Source organism: Sphingomonas sp. IW22, from assembly GCF_041321155.1.
In the GTDB taxonomy this organism is placed as follows: domain Bacteria; phylum Pseudomonadota; class Alphaproteobacteria; order Sphingomonadales; family Sphingomonadaceae; genus Sphingomonas.
The window spans coordinates 2,249,996-2,270,414 of record NZ_JBGGWB010000001.1; the positions used below are offsets into that span (position 1 = coordinate 2,249,996).

The following is a 20,419-nucleotide window of genomic DNA, read 5'->3' on the forward strand; positions in this document are numbered from 1 at the left end:
GTATAGTCAAACGTCCGCTTTTGCGAAGGCGTGACCTTGGCAATCGAGTCCGTGGACCGCAGCCTCGTCCCAACCATGGCCATTCGTTATAACCCGTTGCTGTCGAGAAATTTTCTGCGAACGCCCCAGAGGAGAGTGGGCTTTGCCCTGATTGAGCCATTTGGGCGTCGAAGGTCGATGCACCGGGCTCACAATCAGGAGTGTGTCCCATGATCAAGTCGATCCCGCTGAACAAGCTCGTTCAGTCACCTCGCAATGTCCGCCGACACAGTGATCCGGCTGCGGATGCCGAACTTAAAGCCAGCATCGCTGCACATGGTCTGCTGCAGAATCTCATTGTCCGGCCCGCTGCGAAGGGCAAGTTCGAGGTCGAAGCCGGCGAACGCCGCCGCCGCGCGATGCTCGCGCTCGCGGACGACAAGATCCTCGCCCGCGATCACGAAGTCACGTGCCTCGTGCTCGAAGACAGTGCCGAAGCCGCGGTCGAGACCAGCCTCGCGGAGAACTTCCACCGTCTGGCCATGAACCCTGCCGATGAAGCCCAGGCCTTTGCCGCGCTTGTGACAGGCGGCGCAACTGTCGAGGATGTTGCGCGCCGCTTCGGTCTGACCGTCCGCTTCGTCGAGGGGCGCCTGCGTCTCGCGACGCTTGCGCCAGTCGTCTTCGAGGCTCTGGCCTCTGGCCAAATAACTCTCGACATCGCCAAAGCCTTTGGCGCGACCTCGGACCAGGAAATCCAGGTCCGCGTATTTGAGCAGGTTTCCTCTGCCTACTATGCGCCCAATCCCGACAGCATCCGGCGGATGGTCCTGTCCGGGACCGTACGGGGCAGCGATCCGCGCGCCCGGCTCGTTGGTCGCGACGCCTACATCGCCGCCGGCGGCCGGATCGAACGCGAACTGTTCGATGACGATGACAGCGAGTCCTGGGTGGATGTCGCGTTGCTCGAGAGCCTCGCGGCGGCGAAGATGGAAGATCAGGCGAAGACCCTCGCCGCCGAGCAGGGGCTCGCCTGGGTCAGGCCCACGCTCGACCCCTATGCCAGCCATGATCTCGTCGAAGGGCTGGTCAGGCTTCCTGCCGAACCGGCGCCGCTCACCGAGGCGGAACTGGCGAGGCTCGACAAACTTGATGCCTCCTACGACGAGCATGCGGCGATCCTCGAAGACGAGGATAGCGCCGAGGAAGCCGTGGTGGCAGCCGAAGCGGCTATCGAGGCCATCGAACGCGAATGCCAGGAAATCCGCGCCCGTCCGCCAGTCATCGCGGCCGAACTCAAGGCCGAAGCGGGCATGATCCTGGTCCTCTCGCGCGATGGCACGCCGGTTCTCCAGCCCGTGTTCTACGGCGAGCGACAGGCTGAACCTGCCGAAGCCGACAGCGGAATCGAAGTCGTTCCGGCGGACGATAGCTCGGACAAGCGCCGGACCACCTTGTCCAAGCGCCTGGTCGATGAGCTGGCCATGCAGCGCCGCGACGTCCTGGCCCTGCATGTTGCCTCTGATCCCGGGCTTGCGCTCGACGTCATGGTCTTCACGCTGGCTGATGCCGATACGCACGACTGGCGGGCGCGGGCCGCAACCACACTGCGTGCGCCTCTTCCGGCAGGGCCAATCATTGGCTTCGAAGCCAAGGATGCTCCGGCCAGCAGCGCGCTTGCTGAGCTCAGGTCCAGTCTCGACGAAAGCTGGCGTGCGGGCACCGATGCGACTTCCCGCTTCGACCTGTTTCGCGCGCTGTCCGATGACAGCCGCGCCGCATGGCTTGGCTATGTCGTTGGCCGGTCACTGGAAGCGAGTCTCAACATGACGGGCGAGCGTCAGCTGCCGTTCCAGGACCACCTCGGCAGCCTGATCGGTATCGACATGGCGCAGTGGTGGCGACCGACTGCGGCCAACTATTTCGACCGGGTGTCAAAGCAGGTGATCCTCGACGCGTTGACCGACGTCGGCGGTCTCGAGCTCTCCTCGCGCTTTGCCTCGGTCAAGAAGGGTGACCTCGCGATGAGCGCCGAGCGTGTCTTCGCCGGCACCTACATCACCGAGATAGAAGTCCGCGAGAAGGCCTCGGCTTGGGTGCCCGAGGTCATGCGCTTCGTCTCCGCTTCGCCGGAGGCTGGAGACCCCGAGATCGACGCCACTGAAGTTGACCCGGGTGTTGACGGCGAAATTCATACCCCCCGCGAGCTGGCCGCCTGACCTCCTCCTGACAGGCAAGGCCACTCGCTACCCGAGAGAAGCGGTCCTTCGGCTTACGCCGGAGGGCCGCTTCCTTTTTGGAAGGAGAGCGGAGGGGGCTTGGGACCCTGTGGCACTGACCGGCGAACCCGCCGCCGACTGTCCAGATGCCTTAATCAGGAGACCCATCATGGCCTATCGCAAGAGTCGGAGCGGCGGCTTGTCGCCCGCTACCCGCATCACCCAGGAAATCATCACGCGTCTGGAAGCCGGCACGAAGCCGTGGATCAAGCCTTGGCGCGGTGTGCCCGTTTCGCGGCCCCTGCGGGCCTGCGGGATCCCGTACCGCGGCATGAATGTGTTCTGGCTGTGGATGGTCGCTGACATGTGCGGCTACGCCTCGCCGTTCTGGATGACGTACAATCAGGCCAAGTCGCTTGGCGCCCAAATTCGCAAGGGCGAGAAGTCGACCATTGCGATCTTCTACAAGAGCTACACCAAGGAGGTGGAAGCCCCAGATACTGGCGAAAAGACCGACGAGGCCCGCCGGGTGCTCAAGGCCTATCCGGTCTTCAATGCCGATCAGGTCGAAGGTCTGCCCGAGCGCTTCCATCCGGCTGCAACCTTGGAGCTGGTCGAGCCTGAAGGGCGCGAGGCCGAACTTGATGCCTTCTTCGCCGCCATCCCCGTCAATCTGCGCCACCAAGGCTCTGAAGCCTATTACGAACCAACTGCAGATCGCGTGACGATGCCGCCGACCAGCCTGTTTTCTGGCTTCGACCACTACTATGCGACGCTCGCCCACGAGCTGTCGCACTGGACCGGCCATGCCAACCGCCTGGGGCGTGATCTCAAGAACCGCTTCGGCACGGCGGCCTATGCCGCCGAAGAACTGGTAGCCGAGCTATCGAGCGCCATGCTCGGCGCTGAGCTGGGCCTGCCCGTCACACATCTCGACAGCCACGCGAGCTACATCGAGCATTGGCTCAAGCTTCTGAAAGACGATGACCGCGCCATCCTGACGGCTGCGGCCAAGGCCGAGGAGGCGTCGACCCTGCTACTGAAGCTTGGCGGAAGGGTCACGGCCGAGCAGTTTGACGACGCGTCAGACGATGCTGCGCTTGCGGCCTGAGGGAGGATGCCATGGGCCGATCAGTCAGCTATCCCAGCGGGGCAATCGTCGCCTTCACCGTGCTCGAGGTCGAAGCCGAGGACGACTGGGAATTCGAGTATGAATGGCTGCGCGAAGACCTATGCGAGCGGGCCGGCCGAGCCTTCCCATCGCTAATCCCGCATGACGGCTGGCGAGGCCGGGAAGACCGGATCCTCATGCGCAATGCCTATGCGGATTTCGGCGTATCGGTCTACGGCGGGCTGGTGGCGGTCTGGATCGTCGAACGCGATGACGGCGCCTATTGGGACGCAGATTGGCGCACGGCTCGCTCACCGCGGGCACAGCGCTGGCTGTCCCAGATCGCATCCCGCTTCGATGCCGTGTTCGGCGACTATGACTGTCTCGGGCATATGTCGAACGGAGAGGGTGTCTACGCCAAGCGTGCGGCTTGAGCCGAGCCGGGGCGATGCATGGATGAAGCATAGGGCGTGCCCTGCCTATGGATCTGTTCCGACCGCCCATGGTCTGGCGCCATGCGAGAGAGGCCCTGGGCCAGCCGCCAGTCTTGCGCAACCCGGCTTGGTCGGGCCCGTGTTGGCCTTCGCCCTTTGGGCTCAAGGCCTGCCCGCGCCAGCCCGCCAAGCCAGGTTTCCCCTGACGGGTGCGCAACCCTGCCTGAATGCTGGCCCTGACGGGCTCTCGCTGGCGCAGCCATGAACGGGTGCGTCGGTCTCACGTCAGTCAGGAGGAAATCCCATGCACACGTCATTCGCCGACCAACTCGCCGGGCTCGATCTTGCCGGCTTCTCGATTGGACCCGCTCCCGTATCGACAAGCGATTTCCCAGTCCGGGAGGCGGTCGTCCAAACCCTCGAAGCGGTCTGGTCCGATCTTTTCGCCATGGTGTCCGGGACCGCTCTAGAAGCCGATGCCGAGGATCTTGGCTGGGCCTTCGTCAACATTTTTCACCGCTCGGCGGAACGCAAATCGACTGCCCTCGACCGGGCGACCGACGAGGTCCGCGCGCTGATTGCTACGGCCGATGGATCCGAGGTCCACACCCATGAACTCGAGACCCAGGTCGAGCGGGCGCAGTGCGCAGAAAGCGCGATGCTGGCGCTCGAAGAGATGCGCGAAGTTGCCGCCGCGCTCTACCTCAACGAGTTCGGTTCCTCCTGGAAGCCAGTCTCCAGTTCGCGCTTCAATCACAGTGCAATGCTGACCTCTGCGCTCGTCGAAGGTCGCGACTTCCTGCGCGCCCGCGCCGAAGCCAAACGTCGTGCGGCCATGCCCGAAGGAACCCCCGTCGTGTTCGCCGGCGGGCGCACCCGTCATGCTACCGAAGACGATGCGCTGACCTTCGGCAACAACGTCTGGGCTACGCTCGATAAGGTCCGCGACCGCGTGCCGGATATGGTCTTGATCCATGGCGGCGACACCAAGGGCGTCGACCGTCTGGCATCGAGCTGGGCTGAACGTCGCGGCATCGCGCAGGTGACGTTCTCGCTCGATATGCGCCTGGGTGCCCGCGCCGGCTTCAAGCGCAACGAGCGGATGCTCTCGCTCGATCCGCGCTACGTCATCGCCTTTCCGGGCAATGGTGTACTCGAACGCCTGGTGATCGACGCCAAGGCTCGGCGGATCACCGTTGTCGATCGTCGCGGGCCCCTCGGCACCAATCCGAAGAACACTTCGGCCAGGACCGACTAAGGCCCTGTCGGTCTTCGCGCCAGCGTCGGATCGGCGCTGGCGTCGTCCATCAGAGGAAAGGGGGCGCCTGTCGGCTAGAGCCAGCGATGGTCGTTGGCTCCTTTCTACAGGAGGCATTCCATGATCGATATCGAGGCTGTGATGGCCGACTTTGCCGTTCGCCAGGCCGAGCGGCAGACCCAGGTGGTCGAAGAGATTCAGCAGCTCAAGACCGTCATTCTCCCGCGCTTGCAGGAAGCCGGAATCGCCCGCGTCGAGATCCGCTTTGACGGCTGCGGCGACAGCGGTGCTGTTGAGGAATGTGCGTGCCTCGATGCCGCTGGTGCCGCGATCGCGTGCCCCGATGTCACCATTCTGGAAGACGAAGCAGGCAACTCGGATAGTGACGGTTCCGCGGAGCAGCAGTCGCTTGGGCAAGCTCTGGAGCAGCTGACCTATCTGGCGCTCGAACGTCACCACCCTGGCTGGGAGATCAACGACGGTGCCTGCGGCGAACTCGTGATCGATACGGCTGAAGCGACCTTCGTGCTCGACTGCAGCCTGCGCTTCACCGCGACCGATGATCACTCGACCGAGCTCTAGGAGACCAGGCATGGCCCACTGCTACTACCACGCCCTCTCGTCGGTCCGGAAATGGGGCGGTACGGTCGATGACTATCTCCCGCTGCACCAGTGGTTCGACCAGTCCAAGGCAATCCTGGCAGACCCTCGGCACCGCGCGCTGCGGCACCATGCCGAGGGGATATTTATGCTGGAGGCGATCTTCGGCGAGACCCTCGTCAACGCCGATGGCCGGGTCGTTCCGGTGCGTCTGGTCGGCGAGCAGCACGTGCGCGAAGACTTGGGCTCGATCCCCTCCTTTGCTGACTGGGCGCGCCTGATCACGCCGCAGGCCTGGATGCTTCGAGGCAACCCTCTGGACGGCGCTGAAGGGGTGACGATCGATATGCCTGTCCCCGGCGAAGCAACTGCGTCCAGGACCAGGCCACCTGCTGGAGGGAAGATCCGTACCGTGATCTAGGAAAGGGTTCTCCGGTGGAGGGCTGGCGGGGGAATGATCCGGCCAAGACCGGAGGGAAACGAGGCAGGGCAGACCTGTTCAAGGCATCCGGCTCCACCCGGCTTCGATACAAACCTGTCCCTGAATCACCCCCCGTCGAGACGCGCAACCCGGATCAGGTCCGGCCGAGTTGCCGGGCTGTGCCCGGCTGCCCGCACCACCCGAACCAGTTCCGGGTTCCCCTCCGGTGCGCTTCGCCGCGGGGCGCTTCTGCTCCGGTTTGCAGCCGGGATGGACCCGGAATGCTCGATCAGGAGAAAGCCCATGACCAATCTCGTTATCCTCGTTGGCCGCATCGCTCGCGACCCCGAAACCCGCACCACCCAAGGTGGAACCAGCATCACCTCGATCTCGGTCGTGACCGACCGTCCCGCCCGCAAGGATGGCAAGACCTACAAGGACGAAAACGGCTACACCGCCAAGGACAGCGAATTCCACCGGATCACCTGCTTCAACGGCCTGGGCCAAAACGTCGCCAAGTATTGCACCAAGGGCCAGCTCGTGACGGTCGAGGGGCGCATCCACTACACCCAGTGGGAGGATCAGAGCGGCGCCAAGCGCTACGGCTGCGAGATCATCGCCGACAAGGTCGACTTCCTCACCAAGGGCCGTTCGGGCGGCAACGAGGGCGCTCCCGATATCGACGAGGAGTGAATGTCCTTACCCCACGACAAGGCCCCGGTGGCGGATGCCATCGGGGCCTTTTCTTTTGCTCTGGGGCTATGCGGCGGCGCGGGCATCGAGCCCCTTGCCGCCGCTGGGTGGGCCTTAAGCGGGCGCGATCCGCTTCAGCGTTTCCTCGATGCCAAGCGCCATCGATGCACGGACAATCTGGCGCAGCTGTGCCGGTTCGATCATCTCGGCGCCGCACTCGATCAGCACCTTGCCGAGTTCGGTCGCTGCCTCTTCTCGAAGACGAGCTTCCTCGCTTTCGAGTTGCGCACGCTGTTCACGAAGCTTCTTCAGCGCATCCCGCGCAGTGGGTTTGGACCTGGCCATAGTGCTCCCTTCTTGCTGGCCGTTGGTCCCCTCCGCTGACGACATTGGCATTCCGGACGCGTGTAGGAAAATGGTTTGTGGGGCGATTGGAGCGCTTTCCCGCTGACGTTGGAGAGGTCTCTCTCGCAGAAAGGCCAAGTCTGATGCGGGCTTTGGGGCTGCGTCAAGGACGACGGGGCCCCACCATTTTTACCGGGCAAGCCCGGCAAAAATCGTTGCCCCCATCGCCGCTTCGCGGCCGCTGACGCGGTCCCTGACCCAGCCCGTCACCCACATCTTTTGCAGTCCCTGATGCGACGCATCGAACATCAGGAGGAAAGATCATGTACGCTTCGCTGAACATTGCCGATGCCGGTCTCAAAGCAGATCAGGCCGCCTTCGTTGCCGCACTGGATCAGGCCCAGGCCCGGTCCTTTCACAGCTACTTCACGCAGTACATCCTGACCGACGACGAGGCAGGCTACATCGCTGTCGATGAAGGGGATTACGGCGCGCTGCCCAAGGCCTTGTTGGAGCGTGTCATTGAGACGGTGCCGGGCCGGCTCAGCGATGAATTCTGACCCGTCGGCTTGGGAGGAAGTCCGTCAGGGCTTCCTCCTTTCTTTTTGCTCACAGCCCTTGGCGGGCCATGTCAGAACGGGCGCAATTATCGACGGCCGACATCAATCCTGGGCATCGGGCTTGACCAGGTCAGCAAGTCGCTCTGGCATTTCCAGGACCTTCAAAGCCGCCGCCTCGATCGCCTCAGCCTGGGTTGGGAAAGCCTCGGCCGAACTGATCGACACCCCATTTGAATAGGTGATCGTCGCCTGGAAGCCGTTGCCCTTGGGTGTCGCGCTCAGTGTGACCTGGGTCATGCTCAGGCTCCTCGCTGCCTGCTTTCAGCTCACCGTAATAGGCCCTGATCCGTTCTGTGACTACCGAGATCCGGGCGACGGCAGCCCACGAGCCATCTCAAGAAATCGGCATCGCAAAACGCATCGTCCGTTACTGGCTCAATGGCTGGTTCCTGACCCTGCAGCTGGGGACTGGGGAGCACACCCTACGCGACGGGTCGCAGCAATTGTACGAAGGAAAAGCGTGAAATCACAAAGGCATAGATCGAATTTTGCAAAATGGCAGCTTCTCCGTCAAAAGTGACGGGGGCGAGGGCAGTTACGTGGATTTGACCAAGGCCAGGCCGGAAGTGGCGGAATTCCGCCGTCCTCTATGTTCTTGACATGTTCTTAAATCTGACTTAGCTTCGCTCCTGCCTTTCGCAGTGTGAACCGGGCTCCTGACCACAAGGAGTCCGTGCATGACACGGCCAATCTGTCTCCAGGTTTACATCTCAAGCGAGCTCAGCTCGCTGATCCGCAAGGCTGCCAAGGCCAAGGGGATCAGCATGAGCGAGTGGGTTCGCTCCTTGCTTGCCAATGCCTGCACCGAGGACGAGCTTGCCTCGCGGCTCGACGCTTCCATCGAACGCATTTCCCGCCGCTCTGTGTTCCTCATGGTCGGTGTGGATGCGCTGCTGGCAGGGCACCCCGATCACGCGCTGCGCGGCCGGGCGCACCAGGCTTACATGCGCAAATGCAAGGAGCTCGGCCTTTCCGCCGCTAGCGGCGAGGGAGGTTCCGATGAAGCGTAACCTCGTCAATTTCACGCGCGGCAGCCAGCTGCTCGGACACTTCAGCTTCATGTTCGCGGCGGGCCTCAAGGGCCCACTGATCGTTGCCGCTCTCGTGATCTCATGGACCTCCTGGTGGACCATTTCGGCAGGGCTCACCGATCACGAAGTCTATCTGGTCTGGATGCGGATCTATGCCGCCATCTACGGCTTCATGGAGTTCGATCCCGCCAAGCGTATCACTCTGGAAACCGCCTTTGGCGCGACCATCCAGTTTCCGATTGCCCAGCTCGATCGCTACCCACCGGTTGTCCATGCTTGGGAGAAGCTGACGGATTTGCTGACCAGTGCCTTGTGGCGTTCCGGGTTCCTGTTGGTCCCCGCCTTTGCCGTGTTCTACTGGTTCGCCGAGCGGTTCGGAGGCCGGTCCAAGGAGCGCAAACACGAGCGCGGCGCGATGCTGGTCACGCTTCACGAGCTCGTCGACGAACTGACCACCCACAACCGGCGCGAGCGCACCCGTGAGCTCGATTCCGCGCTGGGCTGGAAATGGCGGCTCAGCCTGCCGCGGGAAATTGTCCGGGTCTTTCCTTATAGGCCATCGCATATCGCCACGGTCGCTTATCCCTGGCGGCTCGAGCAGAGCCACGCGATGCTCATTGGCACGACCGGTATGGGCAAGACCGTGGCGATCTCCGACATGATCGCGGAAGCAAGAGCCAAGGGGCAGCGCTGCGTTGTCTTCGATCTGACTGGCGCCTTTATCGAGCACTTCCATGCCGCCCATTGCGACATCATTCTGAACCCGCTCGATGCGCGCTGCCCCCAGTGGAACCTGTTCGATGAATGCCGTTCCGAAGGCGAGTTCTGGGCCGCCGCGGACGCCCTCGTGCCTCACGACGGAGGCGGTGAAGCCCAGTTCTGGGTGATTGCTGCCCGCGCGCTGTTCGTCGAATTCTGCCTCAAACTCGTGGCCGAGGGCAGGGCGACCAACGAAGCCTTGGCGCGCGAGCTGATGACCGCGGACCTCTCGCGCGTTCATGCCATGATGCGCGGAACGATCGCCGATCCGCTGACCGCGCCGGAAGCTGCACGCATGGCGGAATCGATCCGGGCCGTCTTCAACGTGAACGCCAAGGCGCTCAAGCTGCTGCCCACTGCCGGACCTCGTTTTTCTGTTCGCCAATGGATCGAGGACGGGGCCGCTGGCGCCGGAAGCGAAGGCTCGATCCTGTTCATTTCGGCCCGCTATGTCGACATGAGCGTCTGCGCGCAGTTGCTCACGCTCTGGCTCGACACGGCAATGAATACGCTGATGACGATGCCCCGTACCCGCGATCTCAAGTGCTGGTTCTTCGTCGATGAGCTGGGGGCGTTGCACCGCCTGCCGGCCCTCGAGAAAGGCTTGCAGACGGCGCGCAATTTCGGCGGCGCGATTGTCCTTGGCCTCCACGCCTATGCCAAGCTGAAGGAGGTCTACGGCGAGAACATGGCGATGACGCTGGCATCGCTCGCCCGGACCAAACTGATCCTCGGAACCGCCGACCGCGAAACGGCCACCTGGTGCTCCGACTTTATCGGCCATCGCCAGGTCAGGGACATGGAGGAGGGCTACACTTACGGCTACAACAATGCCCGTGATGCGGTCAGCCTCACCCCGCGCAAGCATATCGAGCCGCTCCTGCTGCCCGACCAGCTGATGAACCTGCCGCGCCTGTCGGGGTACATCAAGTTCCCCGATGGCTTTCCCGCCGCACCGGTCAAGCTGAAGCCCGTCGACCGACCCAAGCGGGCCGAGACCTTCATCGCGAGGGTGAAGGAAAGCCTAAAGGCAAGGTCCACCGTGACCCATCCCGCGGTGGAGCAGGAAGAGCAGCCGACAGCGCCGACAGGCAGCGAGCATCCCTCGTCCAACGATGACGGAGCGGGCAAACCGGTCGTCCCAAAGCAGGGGGAACTGGCCCTCGATCAGGTTGCGCGAACCGCGCCAAAACAGGAGCCTGACGTGCCAGCCAAGGACCTTGAACGGGCAGTTGAACGCACACCCGGCAAGACGTCAAAGGAGCAGAAACCGGCAGCTCACTCCGGGCAAGAGAAGGCTGGCAAGGCCAAGAAGGAGCGATCACACACCAGAACCGATGCCCCGCCGCGAAAGACTGGACCTTCCGCCCGCCCACTTCTCCCGACGGGCGAAGCCGCAGCGATTCCGGATCAGCCAGCTTCTGCCAAGGGTGCAGCCCGGCCCGGTGCGCCCGTGCTCAAGCCGCTGCAAGAGGACAAGCCGGATAACCCGAAGAGCCATGGCACCAGCGATGCTGCCGCGCGCAAGCTGATGCTTGAGGATGGTATGCGGGAGCATGAGCCTCCGCCGATCACTGGTCCCGATCTTGGCGACATGGAGATGTGAGCATGTCGCTGAGCTCCTCGGCATGGGGGACCGACCAATGCTGTCGGTAGCCAATGTCCGCACCGCCGGCGGCGCGGCCAACTACTTCGCTGCCGACAATTACTACACGCGGGCTGATGCCGATCGCTCGGGTGAATGGCTGGGCAAGGGCGCTGCGGCGCTCGGGCTCAAAGGGGCCGTCGACGCGCGGCAGTTCGAGGCAATCCTCAAGGGGATGTTGCCTGACGGGAGCCGCGTCGGCAGTGACAACCGGGCGCACCGGGCGGGGACCGATCTCACCTTTTCGATGCCGAAAAGCTGGTCGGTCCTCGCTCTGGTAGGCGGCGACAAACGGATCCTTGACGCCTACGCCGCGGCCGTCCGGGAAACCCTGCGTTGGGCCGAGAAGAACCTCGCCGAGACCCGGATGGAGGTTCGCGGCAGGGAGCGAGCCGTCCAGACCGGCAACCTTGCGATCGCGCTGTTCCAGCACGACACCAATCGCAACCAGGAGCCCAACGCCCACTTCCATGCCGTCATTGCCAATGTGACGAGAGGGGCCGATGGCAAATGGCGGGCATTGCGCAACGACAAGCTCTGGCAGCACAATACCCTCCTCAATGCCATGACGATGGCGCGGTTTCGTCTGAGCGTCGAAAAGCTCGGCTACGAGGTCGGTGAGTTCGGCAAGCACGGCAATTTCGAGGCCGTCGGGGTGCCCAAGCCGGTCCGCGATGCCTTCAGTTCCCGGCGAGCTGAAATCCTGGAAGCGGCCGCCCAGATGAACTTCTCAGGGCCAGGCGTGCTCGATGCTGCAACCTTGATGACCCGGGCCGACAAGGGGCGGATCGAAGATCGCGATGCGCTGACGCAGCAGTGGCAGGAAACGTCCGCAAGGTTGGGCTTTGATCCCGCCACCGTCATCGCCCAAGCCAATGCTCGCAGTGCGCAGGATCTTGGCAATGTGACCGGCTTGAGGCCAACGATGCGCGCGCTTGTTCGCAATGTTCAGGCCCTTGCAACCTCCTTTGCCGAGCGCCTTGGCCTGCGCGAAGGTGACCCGCTGATACCTAGCAGGCTGACCAATCGCAGCGTCGAGCAGGTCGCCGCAATTCATGCGGTCGCCTCGGCTGTCCGGCATCTCGGCGAGCGGGAAGCCGCCTTCACTCGGGCCGACATCTACCGTGCAGCGCTTGGCTTTGCGCTCCCGACTTCACTTGCAGACATCGAGCACCGCGTCGACCAGCTGCTCCGCCAGGGGCATCTGGAGAGGGGCAGGGGCGCCGACCGGGAACTGCTGACGACACGCGATGCTATCAGCCTCGAACAGCGCATCATTGCTGGGGTCGAAAAGGGGCGCGGTGCCGCGCCGGCGATTGTCTCTCCTGAGCTTGCAGGGACCCGTCTGCAGGCCCTATCCCAGATCAAATACGGGCTGACCCTGAATGCGGGACAGGAAGGGGCAGGACGTCTGCTGCTTGGTTCGAACAACCGGATCGTCGCGATCCAGGGCGTCGCGGGTGCAGGCAAGAGCACGGTCCTCAAACCTGTCGCCGATATCCTGCGCGAGGAGGGCAGGGCCGTCCTCGGGCTCGCGGTGCAGAACACGCTGATCCAGATGCTTGAGCGCGATACGGGTATTCCCTCGATGACGGTGTCGCGGTTCCTCGCCCAGCACCGCGATCTCCTTGAAGGCGCCGATGCGGACCGTCTCGCCGAGGCCCGAACCGACATGCGCGGCACCGTCGTGCTGCTCGACGAGGCCTCGATGGTCGGGAATGCCGACAAGGAAAAGCTGGTGCGCCTGGCAAACCTGCTCGAACTCGGCCGCTTTGCGAGCATTGGTGACCGCAAGCAGCTGGGCGCAGTCGATGCCGGAAAGCCGTTCGATGTGATGCAGCAGGCCGGCATTGAGACGGCCGTCATGAGCACCAATCTTCGCGCGCGCAGCGAAGACCTTCGTGAAGCGCAACTGGCAGCGCAACAAGGGCGCATCGGGGACGCCATGCGCCACCTCGCACCCCAGGTGATCGAGGTGGGGAACGATGCTGCGGTCGATGCCGCCGCCGCTTGGTTGTCGCTCTCGTCAGCCGGGCGCGAGACAACTGCAATCTATGCTTCAGGCCGAAACCTGCGCAGCGCCGTGAACGAGGCTGTGCAGACCGGCCTCAAAGCGAGCGGGGAGATTGGGCCAGTATCAATGCGGCTCCAGACCCTCTCGCGCGTCAATGTAACCCGTGAGGAGCTGCGATATGCCAGCACCTATGCCCCCGGCATGGTGGTCGATGTCGCGCGGCGTCAGCGCAGCCAAGGCCTTGCAGCAGGCGAATACCGGGTAGTCGGAACCGATGTGGCTCGCGAGCGGGTGACGCTGGAGAACGAGCGTGGCCGCCAGTTCGAGTTTCGTCCGGGTCAGATCAGGCCGCAAGGTGAGCAGGATCCGCTGCGCCTTTTTGAAGTCCGCGCCATCGACATTTACACCGGCGACAAGATCCGGTGGACCGAGACCGATCACCAGCGGGGCCTGCTCAATGCCGACCAGGCCCGGATTATCGCAGTCGACAAAGAGGCTGTCGTGGTGAAGACATCCTTGGGCGCAGAACATAGGCTGGAGCAGGGCGACCCGATGCTCCGCCGTCTCGATCTCGCCTATGCGCTCAATGCCCATATGGCTCAGGGGCTGACCTCCGATCGCGGCATTGCGGTGATGGATAGCCGCGAGCGCAATCTGGCGAACCAGCAGACGTTTCTGGTCACGATCACACGGCTGCGCGATGGCCTCACCCTCTATGTCGATAATGCTGGCAAGCTCGAAGCGGCGGTCGAGCGCAATGCCGGCATGAAGCGCTCGGCGCTGGAAACGGTCGATCTCCTCCGCGATGCGGCATCCAAAGGGCAGGCCAAAGATCGTGTGGCTCCTGAGCAGACACGTAAACCGCCAGAGCTTGATCGGTCGATCACCAAGCCCTTCGAAATCGGCATCTAGCGTCCTGCTGTCCCCATGCGTCCGCACATGGCCGGTTGACGAGAAGTTCTTTATTTGTTCTCATTAGCCCATTCACCGAATCTCCGACGATATCCTCCTCACCCATCTCGAAGTCGCGCTGGCCGTTGCGCCGGAGCACACGCTCGTCCATCTCAATGCCGATGATCCACGCGCCCAGCGCAGCGCCAGGGTCGATCTGGCTCGTCATCTTGTCGAACGCATGCGCGGTTTCACCATCGAAGGCGACAGCCATGGCTGCCCAGGCGCGCAATCGTGCCTATTTCCGGGCGATCTGCCGCCGATCGGATAAACTGATTGAGCTTGTAGAGGAGGTTTACTGGAGTGGCCTGTGCGGGGCGTTGGAGCTCAGCTGGACAATTCGCTCGGCGATAGCCTGCCAGGTCCGAATGCCTGCCTCGTCGCCAGTAAGTGCGAGAGCCCCAATCTGTTCGGCGACGTGCAAGGGTGCATTGTCCCCATGGGCTCGAAGGACATGGTTGGCGCAGGCCCAGAGCTCCCAGTCGCTAAGCATCAGCCGAGCGCACTGATGGCCGCGCCAACCGTCGCGTAGAGACCATAGGCGACGAAACCTGCGGCAAGAATGAATTCGAGGCGGAGTTTGAATGCAGTCGGTCGAGGGTGTCCGGATGGCCATATCTGGTCACAGACAAATCCGTTGAACCCCGAACGCTCCCCGACCACTTCGACGCGAGAGCCGATGAATTTGCGTACCTGGCGGGTGTTGTCGAGTTCCCATGTCCCGCCACCATCGGTTCGCAGCACCGGTCCGTTGGCCGACCGTTCGACGATGCCGGTCAGATGCGTGGTGCAGATCACCGGCAAGCCGGGCCTTTCCAGTAGCGATCCCAACGCAGGACGGTGCCGGTTTTGATCATGGCGCATGACAGATCGGCACCTGACGGCAGGCGGCACCAGGCAGCCGTTCTGTTGCCGCCCGCGCCCCCCTCGGAGCGGCAGGTCATCCGGAGACCTCGAACGACAACATGGCCGGTTGAAATTGTCCCGCGCGCGCCGCCCATCAGCTGCACGAGGGCATCGCGCGCCTCAATCGCCGTGGCATCGGGGCAGGGCTGATTGGTGCGGCAGGTGCCGTCCATTTCCCGGGCAGCGATACCGGCGATCCGAAGGTGAGGGCCTTCTGCACACCAGACCGGGCCATCGCCATCCCAGACATGGGTTGCCGTGCAGGTAAAGGTCTGGCCGGACGCGACGATCGAAGCGGCAAGGAGGGCAAGCATCAGTAGGCCACCTTAGAGCGCCCTTCCAAACCAGAGAACCCGTCCGACGATATTGAGCGTGCGTTTCTCGAGGCCGCGCCAGCTTGGATAGGCCGGGTTGTCGCTCAGGACCGACGCGCGCTTGCCCTGTGGTTCGAGCGCAATGCGCTTTACGCTCAGCATATCGTCCATCCGCAGGACATAGATCCCGTCTCTAAGCCGCGCCTGGCCGTCCCCGAGATCGACCATAACTTCGTCGCCATCATGAAGGGTGGGCTCCATGGAGTCGCCATGCACGGCGATGATCGACAGGCTCGCTGCCTTGCTCGCGGTCAGTCGCCGCAGCCACTTCTCGTCGAAGCCAAACTGCGCGGATTTGGCTTCCATTTCGGCCAGAGCGCCGTGGCCGGCTGATGCCTCGACATTGAGCAAAGGCACATGGACGAGCTCGACCACCGGGCCTGAGCGGCGGGCAGGGGCTCCAAGAACCTTCTCATCGACCCCGAAAAATCGCGCCAGAACCGAGCGATCCTGCTCGTCCAGCTGCCGCGGACTGCCGCGCCGAATGTACTGCTGGATGTAGGCGGCATTGCGCCCCAGCAGACGCGAAACCGAGGAGTAATTCACGCCTCGTTGCTGGATCAGTTCATCCAAGGCTCTCCGTGCGTCGTCCATGACTACCAGTCCTATCGCGGGCACCTAGGAAAATCCATCCTAGACTCTAGGAAGCCTTCCTAGTAAGAACATATCAAGAACACAAGCCTAAAGCGAGTCGACGGCGATGGAACTACTGGAGCAGATCGAGGCATATCTGGCGAAAACACGAACGTCGCCAAGCACCTTCGGTCGGCACGTCGTGGCAGATCCTCGCTTCGTTCAGGACCTTCGGGACGGGCGCAGGCCACGCCGCAAGACCTGCCAGAAAGTGTCGAAATTTCTTGCGAGCTCAGAGGCAGTTAGCCGCAGGTAGTCTAGCGAAATCTGGGGCAGTTTCTTCCGAATCTCGTTGCCTCGTCCTCAAGCATCCATTACGCTTACCCATACAGAAACTGGTTTAGCCCAGTTTCTTGGGGGATCTGGGAATGGATAGCGATTCGGGATTGAGGCGCGGGGTTGAGAGCCGCCTCGAATTCATCGAATTCAGGCTCTTTTGGGAAGGGCATGTCAACCGGAGTGACCTGATTGAAGTTTTCGGCGTTTCGATCAACCAGGCTTCGACGGATCTGAACAGATATCTTGGCCTGGCTGAAGCCAACATGGTCTACGACAAGAGCGCCAGGACTTACGTTCGCAGCTCTTCCTTTACCCCCGTATTCCACCAGCCCGACGCAGCCCAATATCTCTCACAGCTCAGATCGCTCTCGGATGGAATCATTGCCGCCGATGACAGCTGGATCGGAGGCTTGCCGAGTTTCGCCTGTGCCCCGACGCCCGCCCGGGGTGTCTCGCCCAAAACTCTGCGGGCCATCGTGACGGCGATCAAACGGCACGAGGCGATCGAAGTCTTCTACCAATCGATGTCTTCCCTTGAGCCTGCTTGGCGGTGGATCGAACCTCATGCCTTGGTGTTTGACGGCTTCAGATGGCATGCTCGCGCGAATTGCCCACGCAGCAGCGCCTTCAAGGACTTCGTTCTCTCGCGCATCACCGATACGCGCTCATCGAAGCCGGCAGATGCTCGGGCGACAAGTGATCGCGAATGGGAAGAGCAGGTTGAGCTCGAGATCGCGCCTCACCCCGAATTGAGCGCTGGTCAGCGCAAGGCGATCGAGCTCGACTACGGAATGGAAAGGGGCGTGACGACCATCCCGGTCCGAAGGGCTCTCCTCTACTACGCACTGAAGCGCCTCGGATTGGATACCGATCCGGCAGCACGTAAGCCCCAGGACCAGCAGATTGTGCTCTTGAACGCGGATAAGGTGGCGCTCGCACTCGGAAACGGCGCCCACTCATGACCCGAAAGGCAAGTACCTCAAAATATCGGATGTCTTTCGGCACCGGCGGCCTATTCCTGAATGAGAGCATTGCGATTGCACGGCTCTATCAGGAGCTGGGAGACTGGACTGCGGTCAAGAAGGCCGCGGGCGAACAGGGCGTCATCCCCTTCCGGAAACAATCATCGGTGACCCGCTCGGTCCGAGAGATCGCCAATCGCCTAGAAGCTCTAAAGGTGGATGAGATCGATCTGCTTTGTCATGGTGATTACGCGGATCAGCTTTCGGTCCTCTGGCTGGCACTATGCCGGGCCTATCGGTTCATCGGTGAGTTTGCGGTCGAACTCCTTTCGGAGCGTTTCCTCAGTTTCCGCACCCATGTCACCTACGACGACTTCGATTCTTTCTATGCGGCCAAGGCTGAATGGGAGCCAGAGCTCGAAGCCATCAGCACTTCGACCCGCGAAAAACTGCGTCAGATCCTGTTTAGGCTCATGAGAGAGGCGGGGATCCTTAACCAAGAGGATCATATTTGTCGGGCGCTGCTCTCGCCGAGCTTCGCGGCCCTGATGGCGCAATCCGACCCGCATGAACTGCGATATTTCCCGGGCGTGGAGCTCGGCAGGCAAAGGGGCGCCTGATGACACGAGATACAAACACGATGACGCCCCGAGAGCGTCAGGACCATTTGCTGGAAGTCGTTTCGAGCCAGCGTTTTCTCAGGAAGCTGGGCCTAGGGAATGAGGTTCCTTTCTTCATCTGCCCTTTCACGGCCAGCGACGCTGTGGACATGGAACAGGTGCGGGGTCAGCTGGTAAGACAGCTCGCCAATCGCGGCGTCACGGTGCTGGACATAAATCTCTATGATCTGGCTATCGATATACTGCGCGAGCGCGGGATATGGGTTGAGCTGATCGCTGCCGAACCGGGGGTAACAAAGGACGAGCTCAAGGAGCTTTTGCAGAATGTCCTTGATCCCGAGACCCACCTCATCCCCGAAATCGGCAAGAGACTGGCAAGCCAATCGTTTGACGTCCTTTTCCTTTCCGGCGTGGGTGAAGTCTTCCCCTATATCCGTTCGCATAACGTGCTGAACAACCTCCAAAGTACGGCCAAGGAAAAGCCAACTCTGATGTTTTTCCCTGGAAACTACACGCACGCCTTGGCCAGCGGGGCCTCGCTGGATCTTTTTGGAATTCTGCACGACGACAAATATTATCGTGCTTTCAACATCTTCAATTACGAGGTCTGAGGGGCCGATATGACCATTTTGCGCTGTAGATTTCCGCTGAGAATTGACCCGGTAGGGGCATAAATTTCCATTGAGAATTGACCCATGTTTGAACCCGCCCCTGGCTGACCAGTCTGGGGTATCGGGAGTGATCGACATGGATTTACTGAGTGTAATTCGCCGGTGGCGCCTTCGTGATAAGATCCCGCTTCGTGAGATCGAGCGGCGCACCGGTTTGTCGCGCAACACGATCCGCAAGTATCTGCGCGCGGATACTGTGGTGCCGCAGTTCAAGGTACCTGACCGGTCGAGCAAGCTAGACCCGTTTGCTGAGAAGCTGACGGGTTGGTTGCAAATCGAGGCTGGCAAATCGCGCAAGCAGAAGCGCACGGCGAAGCAGATGCACGCCGATTTAGTCGCATTGGGCTATGAGGGATCCTACAATCGGGTCGCTGCCTATGTGCGTGATTTGAAGGCTGGCCGTCTCTTGGCACAGCAGGCCAGCGGGCGCGGAACATACGTGCCTTTGGTTTTTCAGCCCGGTGAAGCGTTCCAATTCGACTGGAGCGAAGATTGGGCCATTCTTGGCGGTGAGCACGTCAAGCTACAGGCTGCCCACACCAAGCTATCGCATAGCAAGGCGTTCATCGTGCGGGCCTATCCGCTTCAGACGCATGAGATGCTGTTTGATGCGCTGACGCAGGCATTCCGCGTGCTGGGCGGTGTGCCGCAGCGCGGGATCTTCGATAACATGCGGACTGCGGTCGACAAGATCGGCAAGGGCAAGGCCCGACAGGTCAACGCGCGCTTTACGGCTATGGCTAGCCACTATTTGTTCGAGCCTGCGTTCTGCAATCCGGCCTCGGGGTGGGAGAAAGGGCAGGTCGAGAAAAATGTCCAGGATGCGCGGCGGCGGCTGTGGCAGCAGTTGCCCGCCTTCCCGGATATCCATGCGCTCAATGCCTGGCTCGAAGAGCAATGCATCGCACAATGGGGCGAGATCCAGCACGGTAACTTGCCCGGCACCGTAGCCGATGTACATGCCGCTGAGGTTGGCGCTCTGATGCCACTGGGGCGGACCTTCGACGGCTTTGTCGAACACACCAAGCGGGTGTCACCGATCTGCCTGATCAGCTTTGAACGCAATCGGTATAGCGTCCCAGCATCCTTTGCCAACCGCCCGGTTAGCGTCAGGATCTATCCCGAGCGGATCGTGGTGGCGGCCGAAGGTCGGATCCTGTGCGAACATGCTCGGATTATCGACCGATCTCACCACACCAGAGGGCGGACAATCTATGACTGGCGGCACTATCTGGCAGTAGTCCAGCGCAAGCCGGGGGCACTGCGTAATGGCGCGCCTTTCTTGCAGCTCCCAGAGGCCTTCAAGCAGCTGCAAAGCCAGCTCCTGCGCCGTCCTGGTGGAGACAAGGAGATGGCGGAGATACTGGCATTGGTGCTGCAGCATGACGAGCAGGCTGTCCGTCGTCAGAACATTCGGCACAACTCGCGGCGTAGATTAGCGGAGTGCGGACCTCGTCAGGGGGTTGATGTTAGGCGGCGAACTTGCGGTGCTGCAAGCGCCGATGATCGATGGTCTGTCGCTTGATCCTTTCGCGCAGTTTGATGATTGCCGGAGCCCTGCCGAAGTAGGCGTCGGCAGGCGTCACGTTGGCCAGGCTCTCGTGGTATCGCTGGTGATTGTAGTGCTCGACGAAGGTCTCGATGTGGGCTTCGAGGTCGCCGGGCAGGAAGTAGTTTTCCAGCAAGATGCGGTTTTTCAGGGTCTGGTGCCAGCGCTCGATCTTGCCCTGGGTTTGGGGATGACACGGGGCGCCGCGGACATGGCTCATCTTCCGGGCCTCGATGTATTCCGCCAGCTCACCCGCGATGTAGCTGGGGCCATTATCGCTGAGTAGCCGGGGTTTGTGCAGTGGTCTGTCTTGGAAAATCCGGTCCATTTCTGAAGAGAGCCCGC

At 62.0% G+C, this 20,419-nt stretch carries 22 protein-coding genes and 2 pseudogenes; 16 read left to right on the top strand and 8 right to left on the bottom strand.

The features are described 5' to 3' along the window. Positions 1-209: 209 nt before the first annotated feature. The 7 genes from ACAX61_RS10965 to ACAX61_RS10995 all read left to right on the top strand — a co-directional run bounded on the left by ACAX61_RS10965 (position 210) and on the right by ACAX61_RS10995 (position 6,715). The gene (locus tag ACAX61_RS10965) at positions 210-2,198 is read left to right on the top strand and encodes a ParB/RepB/Spo0J family partition protein (RefSeq protein WP_370714784.1); all 1,989 of its coding nucleotides are present in this window, start codon (positions 210-212) and stop codon (positions 2,196-2,198) included. Positions 2,199-2,367: 169 nt separating this feature from the next. Next, positions 2,368-3,309 carry an ArdC family protein gene (locus ACAX61_RS10970; RefSeq protein ID WP_370714785.1) on the top strand — a complete coding sequence of 314 codons (942 nt, stop codon included), beginning with the start codon at positions 2,368-2,370 and terminating at the stop codon, positions 3,307-3,309. An 11-nt stretch (positions 3,310-3,320) separates the two neighbouring features. Beyond that, on the top strand, positions 3,321-3,743 hold the full coding sequence (locus ACAX61_RS10975; protein ID WP_370714786.1) for a hypothetical protein: 423 nt from the start codon (positions 3,321-3,323) through the stop codon (positions 3,741-3,743). Between the two features lie 304 nt (positions 3,744-4,047). Then, positions 4,048-5,001 (top strand): DUF2493 domain-containing protein, encoded by a 954-nt coding sequence (locus tag ACAX61_RS10980; RefSeq protein WP_370714787.1) that lies wholly within the window; start codon positions 4,048-4,050, stop codon positions 4,999-5,001. A gap of 120 nt (positions 5,002-5,121) precedes the next feature. Beyond that, positions 5,122-5,583, top strand: coding sequence for a DUF6878 family protein (locus ACAX61_RS10985; protein ID WP_370714788.1), 462 nt, complete (start codon positions 5,122-5,124; stop codon positions 5,581-5,583). A 10-nt stretch (positions 5,584-5,593) separates the two neighbouring features. After that, positions 5,594-6,022, top strand: coding sequence for a DUF6915 family protein (locus tag ACAX61_RS10990; protein WP_370714789.1), 429 nt, complete (start codon positions 5,594-5,596; stop codon positions 6,020-6,022). 303 nt (positions 6,023-6,325) lie between these two features. Beyond that, on the top strand, positions 6,326-6,715 hold the full coding sequence (locus ACAX61_RS10995) for a single-stranded DNA-binding protein (RefSeq protein ID WP_370714790.1): 390 nt from the start codon (positions 6,326-6,328) through the stop codon (positions 6,713-6,715). A 114-nt stretch (positions 6,716-6,829) separates the two neighbouring features. Here the strand turns inward: ACAX61_RS10995 and ACAX61_RS11000 are convergent, their stop codons facing one another. Then, complete coding sequence (locus ACAX61_RS11000; RefSeq protein ID WP_370714791.1) at positions 6,830-7,060, bottom strand: DUF6437 family protein; 231 nt, start codon at positions 7,058-7,060, stop codon at positions 6,830-6,832. Positions 7,061-7,383: 323 nt separating this feature from the next. On the opposite strand from ACAX61_RS11000, the gene ACAX61_RS11005 reads away from it, so the two are divergent. Beyond that, a complete protein-coding gene (locus ACAX61_RS11005; RefSeq protein WP_370714792.1) occupies positions 7,384-7,620 on the top strand; it encodes a hypothetical protein in 237 nt (78 codons plus the stop codon). Positions 7,621-7,722: 102 nt separating this feature from the next. Here ACAX61_RS11005 and ACAX61_RS11010 read toward each other — a convergent pair whose 3' ends face one another. Beyond that, positions 7,723-7,917 (bottom strand): hypothetical protein, encoded by a 195-nt coding sequence (locus tag ACAX61_RS11010; RefSeq protein WP_370714793.1) that lies wholly within the window; start codon positions 7,915-7,917, stop codon positions 7,723-7,725. A gap of 56 nt (positions 7,918-7,973) precedes the next feature. On the opposite strand from ACAX61_RS11010, the gene ACAX61_RS11015 reads away from it, so the two are divergent. From ACAX61_RS11015 to mobF, 4 genes are all read left to right on the top strand, one after another. After that, a complete protein-coding gene (locus ACAX61_RS11015; protein WP_370714794.1) occupies positions 7,974-8,144 on the top strand; it encodes a hypothetical protein in 171 nt (56 codons plus the stop codon). 213 nt (positions 8,145-8,357) lie between these two features. Next, on the top strand, positions 8,358-8,690 hold the full coding sequence (locus ACAX61_RS11020; RefSeq protein ID WP_370714795.1) for a YlcI/YnfO family protein: 333 nt from the start codon (positions 8,358-8,360) through the stop codon (positions 8,688-8,690). Then, entirely contained in the window at positions 8,680-11,076 is a 2,397-nt protein-coding gene (locus tag ACAX61_RS11025) for a type IV secretion system DNA-binding domain-containing protein (RefSeq protein ID WP_370714796.1), read from the top strand. Before ACAX61_RS11020 ends, ACAX61_RS11025 begins: the two co-directional genes overlap by 11 nt. 37 nt (positions 11,077-11,113) lie before the next feature. Then, a complete protein-coding gene (gene mobF, locus ACAX61_RS11030) occupies positions 11,114-14,041 on the top strand; it encodes a MobF family relaxase (RefSeq protein WP_370714797.1) in 2,928 nt (975 codons plus the stop codon). Here mobF and ACAX61_RS11035 read toward each other — a convergent pair. The 5 genes from ACAX61_RS11035 to ACAX61_RS11055 form a co-directional block, all read right to left on the bottom strand. Beyond that, positions 14,013-14,294 carry a hypothetical protein gene (locus ACAX61_RS11035; RefSeq protein ID WP_370714798.1) on the bottom strand — a complete coding sequence of 94 codons (282 nt, stop codon included), beginning with the start codon at positions 14,292-14,294 and terminating at the stop codon, positions 14,013-14,015. The genes mobF and ACAX61_RS11035 overlap by 29 nt on opposite strands. A gap of 81 nt (positions 14,295-14,375) precedes the next feature. Beyond that, the gene (locus ACAX61_RS11040) at positions 14,376-14,573 is read right to left on the bottom strand and encodes a DUF6961 family protein (protein WP_370714799.1); all 198 of its coding nucleotides are present in this window, start codon (positions 14,571-14,573) and stop codon (positions 14,376-14,378) included. Further along, entirely contained in the window at positions 14,573-14,878 is a 306-nt protein-coding gene (locus ACAX61_RS11045) for a DUF5818 domain-containing protein (protein WP_370714979.1), read from the bottom strand. The genes ACAX61_RS11040 and ACAX61_RS11045 overlap by 1 nt, the downstream gene beginning before the upstream one ends. Continuing rightward, complete coding sequence (locus tag ACAX61_RS11050) at positions 14,875-15,300, bottom strand: thermonuclease family protein (protein ID WP_370714800.1); 426 nt, start codon at positions 15,298-15,300, stop codon at positions 14,875-14,877. Before ACAX61_RS11050 ends, ACAX61_RS11045 begins: the two co-directional genes overlap by 4 nt. A 12-nt stretch (positions 15,301-15,312) precedes the next feature. Then, positions 15,313-15,954, bottom strand: a complete 642-nt coding sequence (locus ACAX61_RS11055; RefSeq protein WP_147161127.1) for a S24 family peptidase — start codon at positions 15,952-15,954, stop codon at positions 15,313-15,315. Positions 15,955-16,361: 407 nt separating this feature from the next. Here ACAX61_RS11055 and ACAX61_RS11060 point away from each other — a divergent pair, with 407 nt between their 5' ends. The 4 genes and pseudogenes from ACAX61_RS11060 to istA form a co-directional block, all read left to right on the top strand. Beyond that, complete coding sequence (locus tag ACAX61_RS11060; protein WP_230190496.1) at positions 16,362-17,234, top strand: WYL domain-containing protein; 873 nt, start codon at positions 16,362-16,364, stop codon at positions 17,232-17,234. After that, a complete protein-coding gene (locus ACAX61_RS11065) occupies positions 17,231-17,854 on the top strand; it encodes a DUF1819 family protein (RefSeq protein WP_230190495.1) in 624 nt (207 codons plus the stop codon). The genes ACAX61_RS11060 and ACAX61_RS11065 overlap by 4 nt, the downstream gene beginning before the upstream one ends. Next, entirely contained in the window at positions 17,854-18,465 is a 612-nt protein-coding gene (locus ACAX61_RS11070) for a BREX protein BrxB domain-containing protein (RefSeq protein ID WP_528084549.1), read from the top strand. Before ACAX61_RS11065 ends, ACAX61_RS11070 begins: the two co-directional genes overlap by 1 nt. Positions 18,466-18,601: 136 nt before the next feature. Next, positions 18,602-19,924: pseudogene (gene istA / locus ACAX61_RS11075) on the top strand (IS21 family transposase); the annotation flags it as partial. 70 nt (positions 19,925-19,994) lie between these two features. Here the strand turns inward: istA and ACAX61_RS11080 are convergent. Further along, a pseudogene (locus ACAX61_RS11080) lies at positions 19,995-20,375 on the bottom strand (integrase core domain-containing protein); the annotation flags it as partial. Between the last annotated feature and the right edge of the window lie 44 nt (positions 20,376-20,419).

What these genes read in the sequence shown, in the direction of transcription:
- ACAX61_RS11055 (WP_147161127.1), bottom strand. Translation starts at nt 15,954, where the DNA reads ATGGACGACGCACGGAGAGCCTTGGATGAACTGATCCAGCAACGAGGC.
- ACAX61_RS11060 (WP_230190496.1), top strand. Translation starts at nt 16,362, where the DNA reads ATGGATAGCGATTCGGGATTGAGGCGCGGGGTTGAGAGCCGCCTCGAA.
- ACAX61_RS11070 (WP_528084549.1), top strand. Translation starts at nt 17,854, where the DNA reads ATGACACGAGATACAAACACGATGACGCCCCGAGAGCGTCAGGACCAT.
- ACAX61_RS11005 (WP_370714792.1), top strand. Translation starts at nt 7,384, where the DNA reads ATGTACGCTTCGCTGAACATTGCCGATGCCGGTCTCAAAGCAGATCAG.
- ACAX61_RS11010 (WP_370714793.1), bottom strand. Translation starts at nt 7,917, where the DNA reads ATGACCCAGGTCACACTGAGCGCGACACCCAAGGGCAACGGCTTCCAG.
- ACAX61_RS10980 (WP_370714787.1), top strand. Translation starts at nt 4,048, where the DNA reads ATGCACACGTCATTCGCCGACCAACTCGCCGGGCTCGATCTTGCCGGC.
- mobF (WP_370714797.1), top strand. Translation starts at nt 11,114, where the DNA reads ATGCTGTCGGTAGCCAATGTCCGCACCGCCGGCGGCGCGGCCAACTAC.
- ACAX61_RS10970 (WP_370714785.1), top strand. Translation starts at nt 2,368, where the DNA reads ATGGCCTATCGCAAGAGTCGGAGCGGCGGCTTGTCGCCCGCTACCCGC.
- ACAX61_RS10995 (WP_370714790.1), top strand. Translation starts at nt 6,326, where the DNA reads ATGACCAATCTCGTTATCCTCGTTGGCCGCATCGCTCGCGACCCCGAA.
- ACAX61_RS11000 (WP_370714791.1), bottom strand. Translation starts at nt 7,060, where the DNA reads ATGGCCAGGTCCAAACCCACTGCGCGGGATGCGCTGAAGAAGCTTCGT.
- ACAX61_RS11040 (WP_370714799.1), bottom strand. Translation starts at nt 14,573, where the DNA reads ATGCTTAGCGACTGGGAGCTCTGGGCCTGCGCCAACCATGTCCTTCGA.
- ACAX61_RS10990 (WP_370714789.1), top strand. Translation starts at nt 5,594, where the DNA reads ATGGCCCACTGCTACTACCACGCCCTCTCGTCGGTCCGGAAATGGGGC.
- ACAX61_RS11050 (WP_370714800.1), bottom strand. Translation starts at nt 15,300, where the DNA reads ATGCTTGCCCTCCTTGCCGCTTCGATCGTCGCGTCCGGCCAGACCTTT.
- ACAX61_RS10965 (WP_370714784.1), top strand. Translation starts at nt 210, where the DNA reads ATGATCAAGTCGATCCCGCTGAACAAGCTCGTTCAGTCACCTCGCAAT.
- ACAX61_RS10985 (WP_370714788.1), top strand. Translation starts at nt 5,122, where the DNA reads ATGATCGATATCGAGGCTGTGATGGCCGACTTTGCCGTTCGCCAGGCC.
- ACAX61_RS11065 (WP_230190495.1), top strand. Translation starts at nt 17,231, where the DNA reads ATGACCCGAAAGGCAAGTACCTCAAAATATCGGATGTCTTTCGGCACC.
- ACAX61_RS11025 (WP_370714796.1), top strand. Translation starts at nt 8,680, where the DNA reads ATGAAGCGTAACCTCGTCAATTTCACGCGCGGCAGCCAGCTGCTCGGA.
- ACAX61_RS11020 (WP_370714795.1), top strand. Translation starts at nt 8,358, where the DNA reads ATGACACGGCCAATCTGTCTCCAGGTTTACATCTCAAGCGAGCTCAGC.
- ACAX61_RS10975 (WP_370714786.1), top strand. Translation starts at nt 3,321, where the DNA reads ATGGGCCGATCAGTCAGCTATCCCAGCGGGGCAATCGTCGCCTTCACC.
- ACAX61_RS11035 (WP_370714798.1), bottom strand. Translation starts at nt 14,294, where the DNA reads ATGGCTGTCGCCTTCGATGGTGAAACCGCGCATGCGTTCGACAAGATG.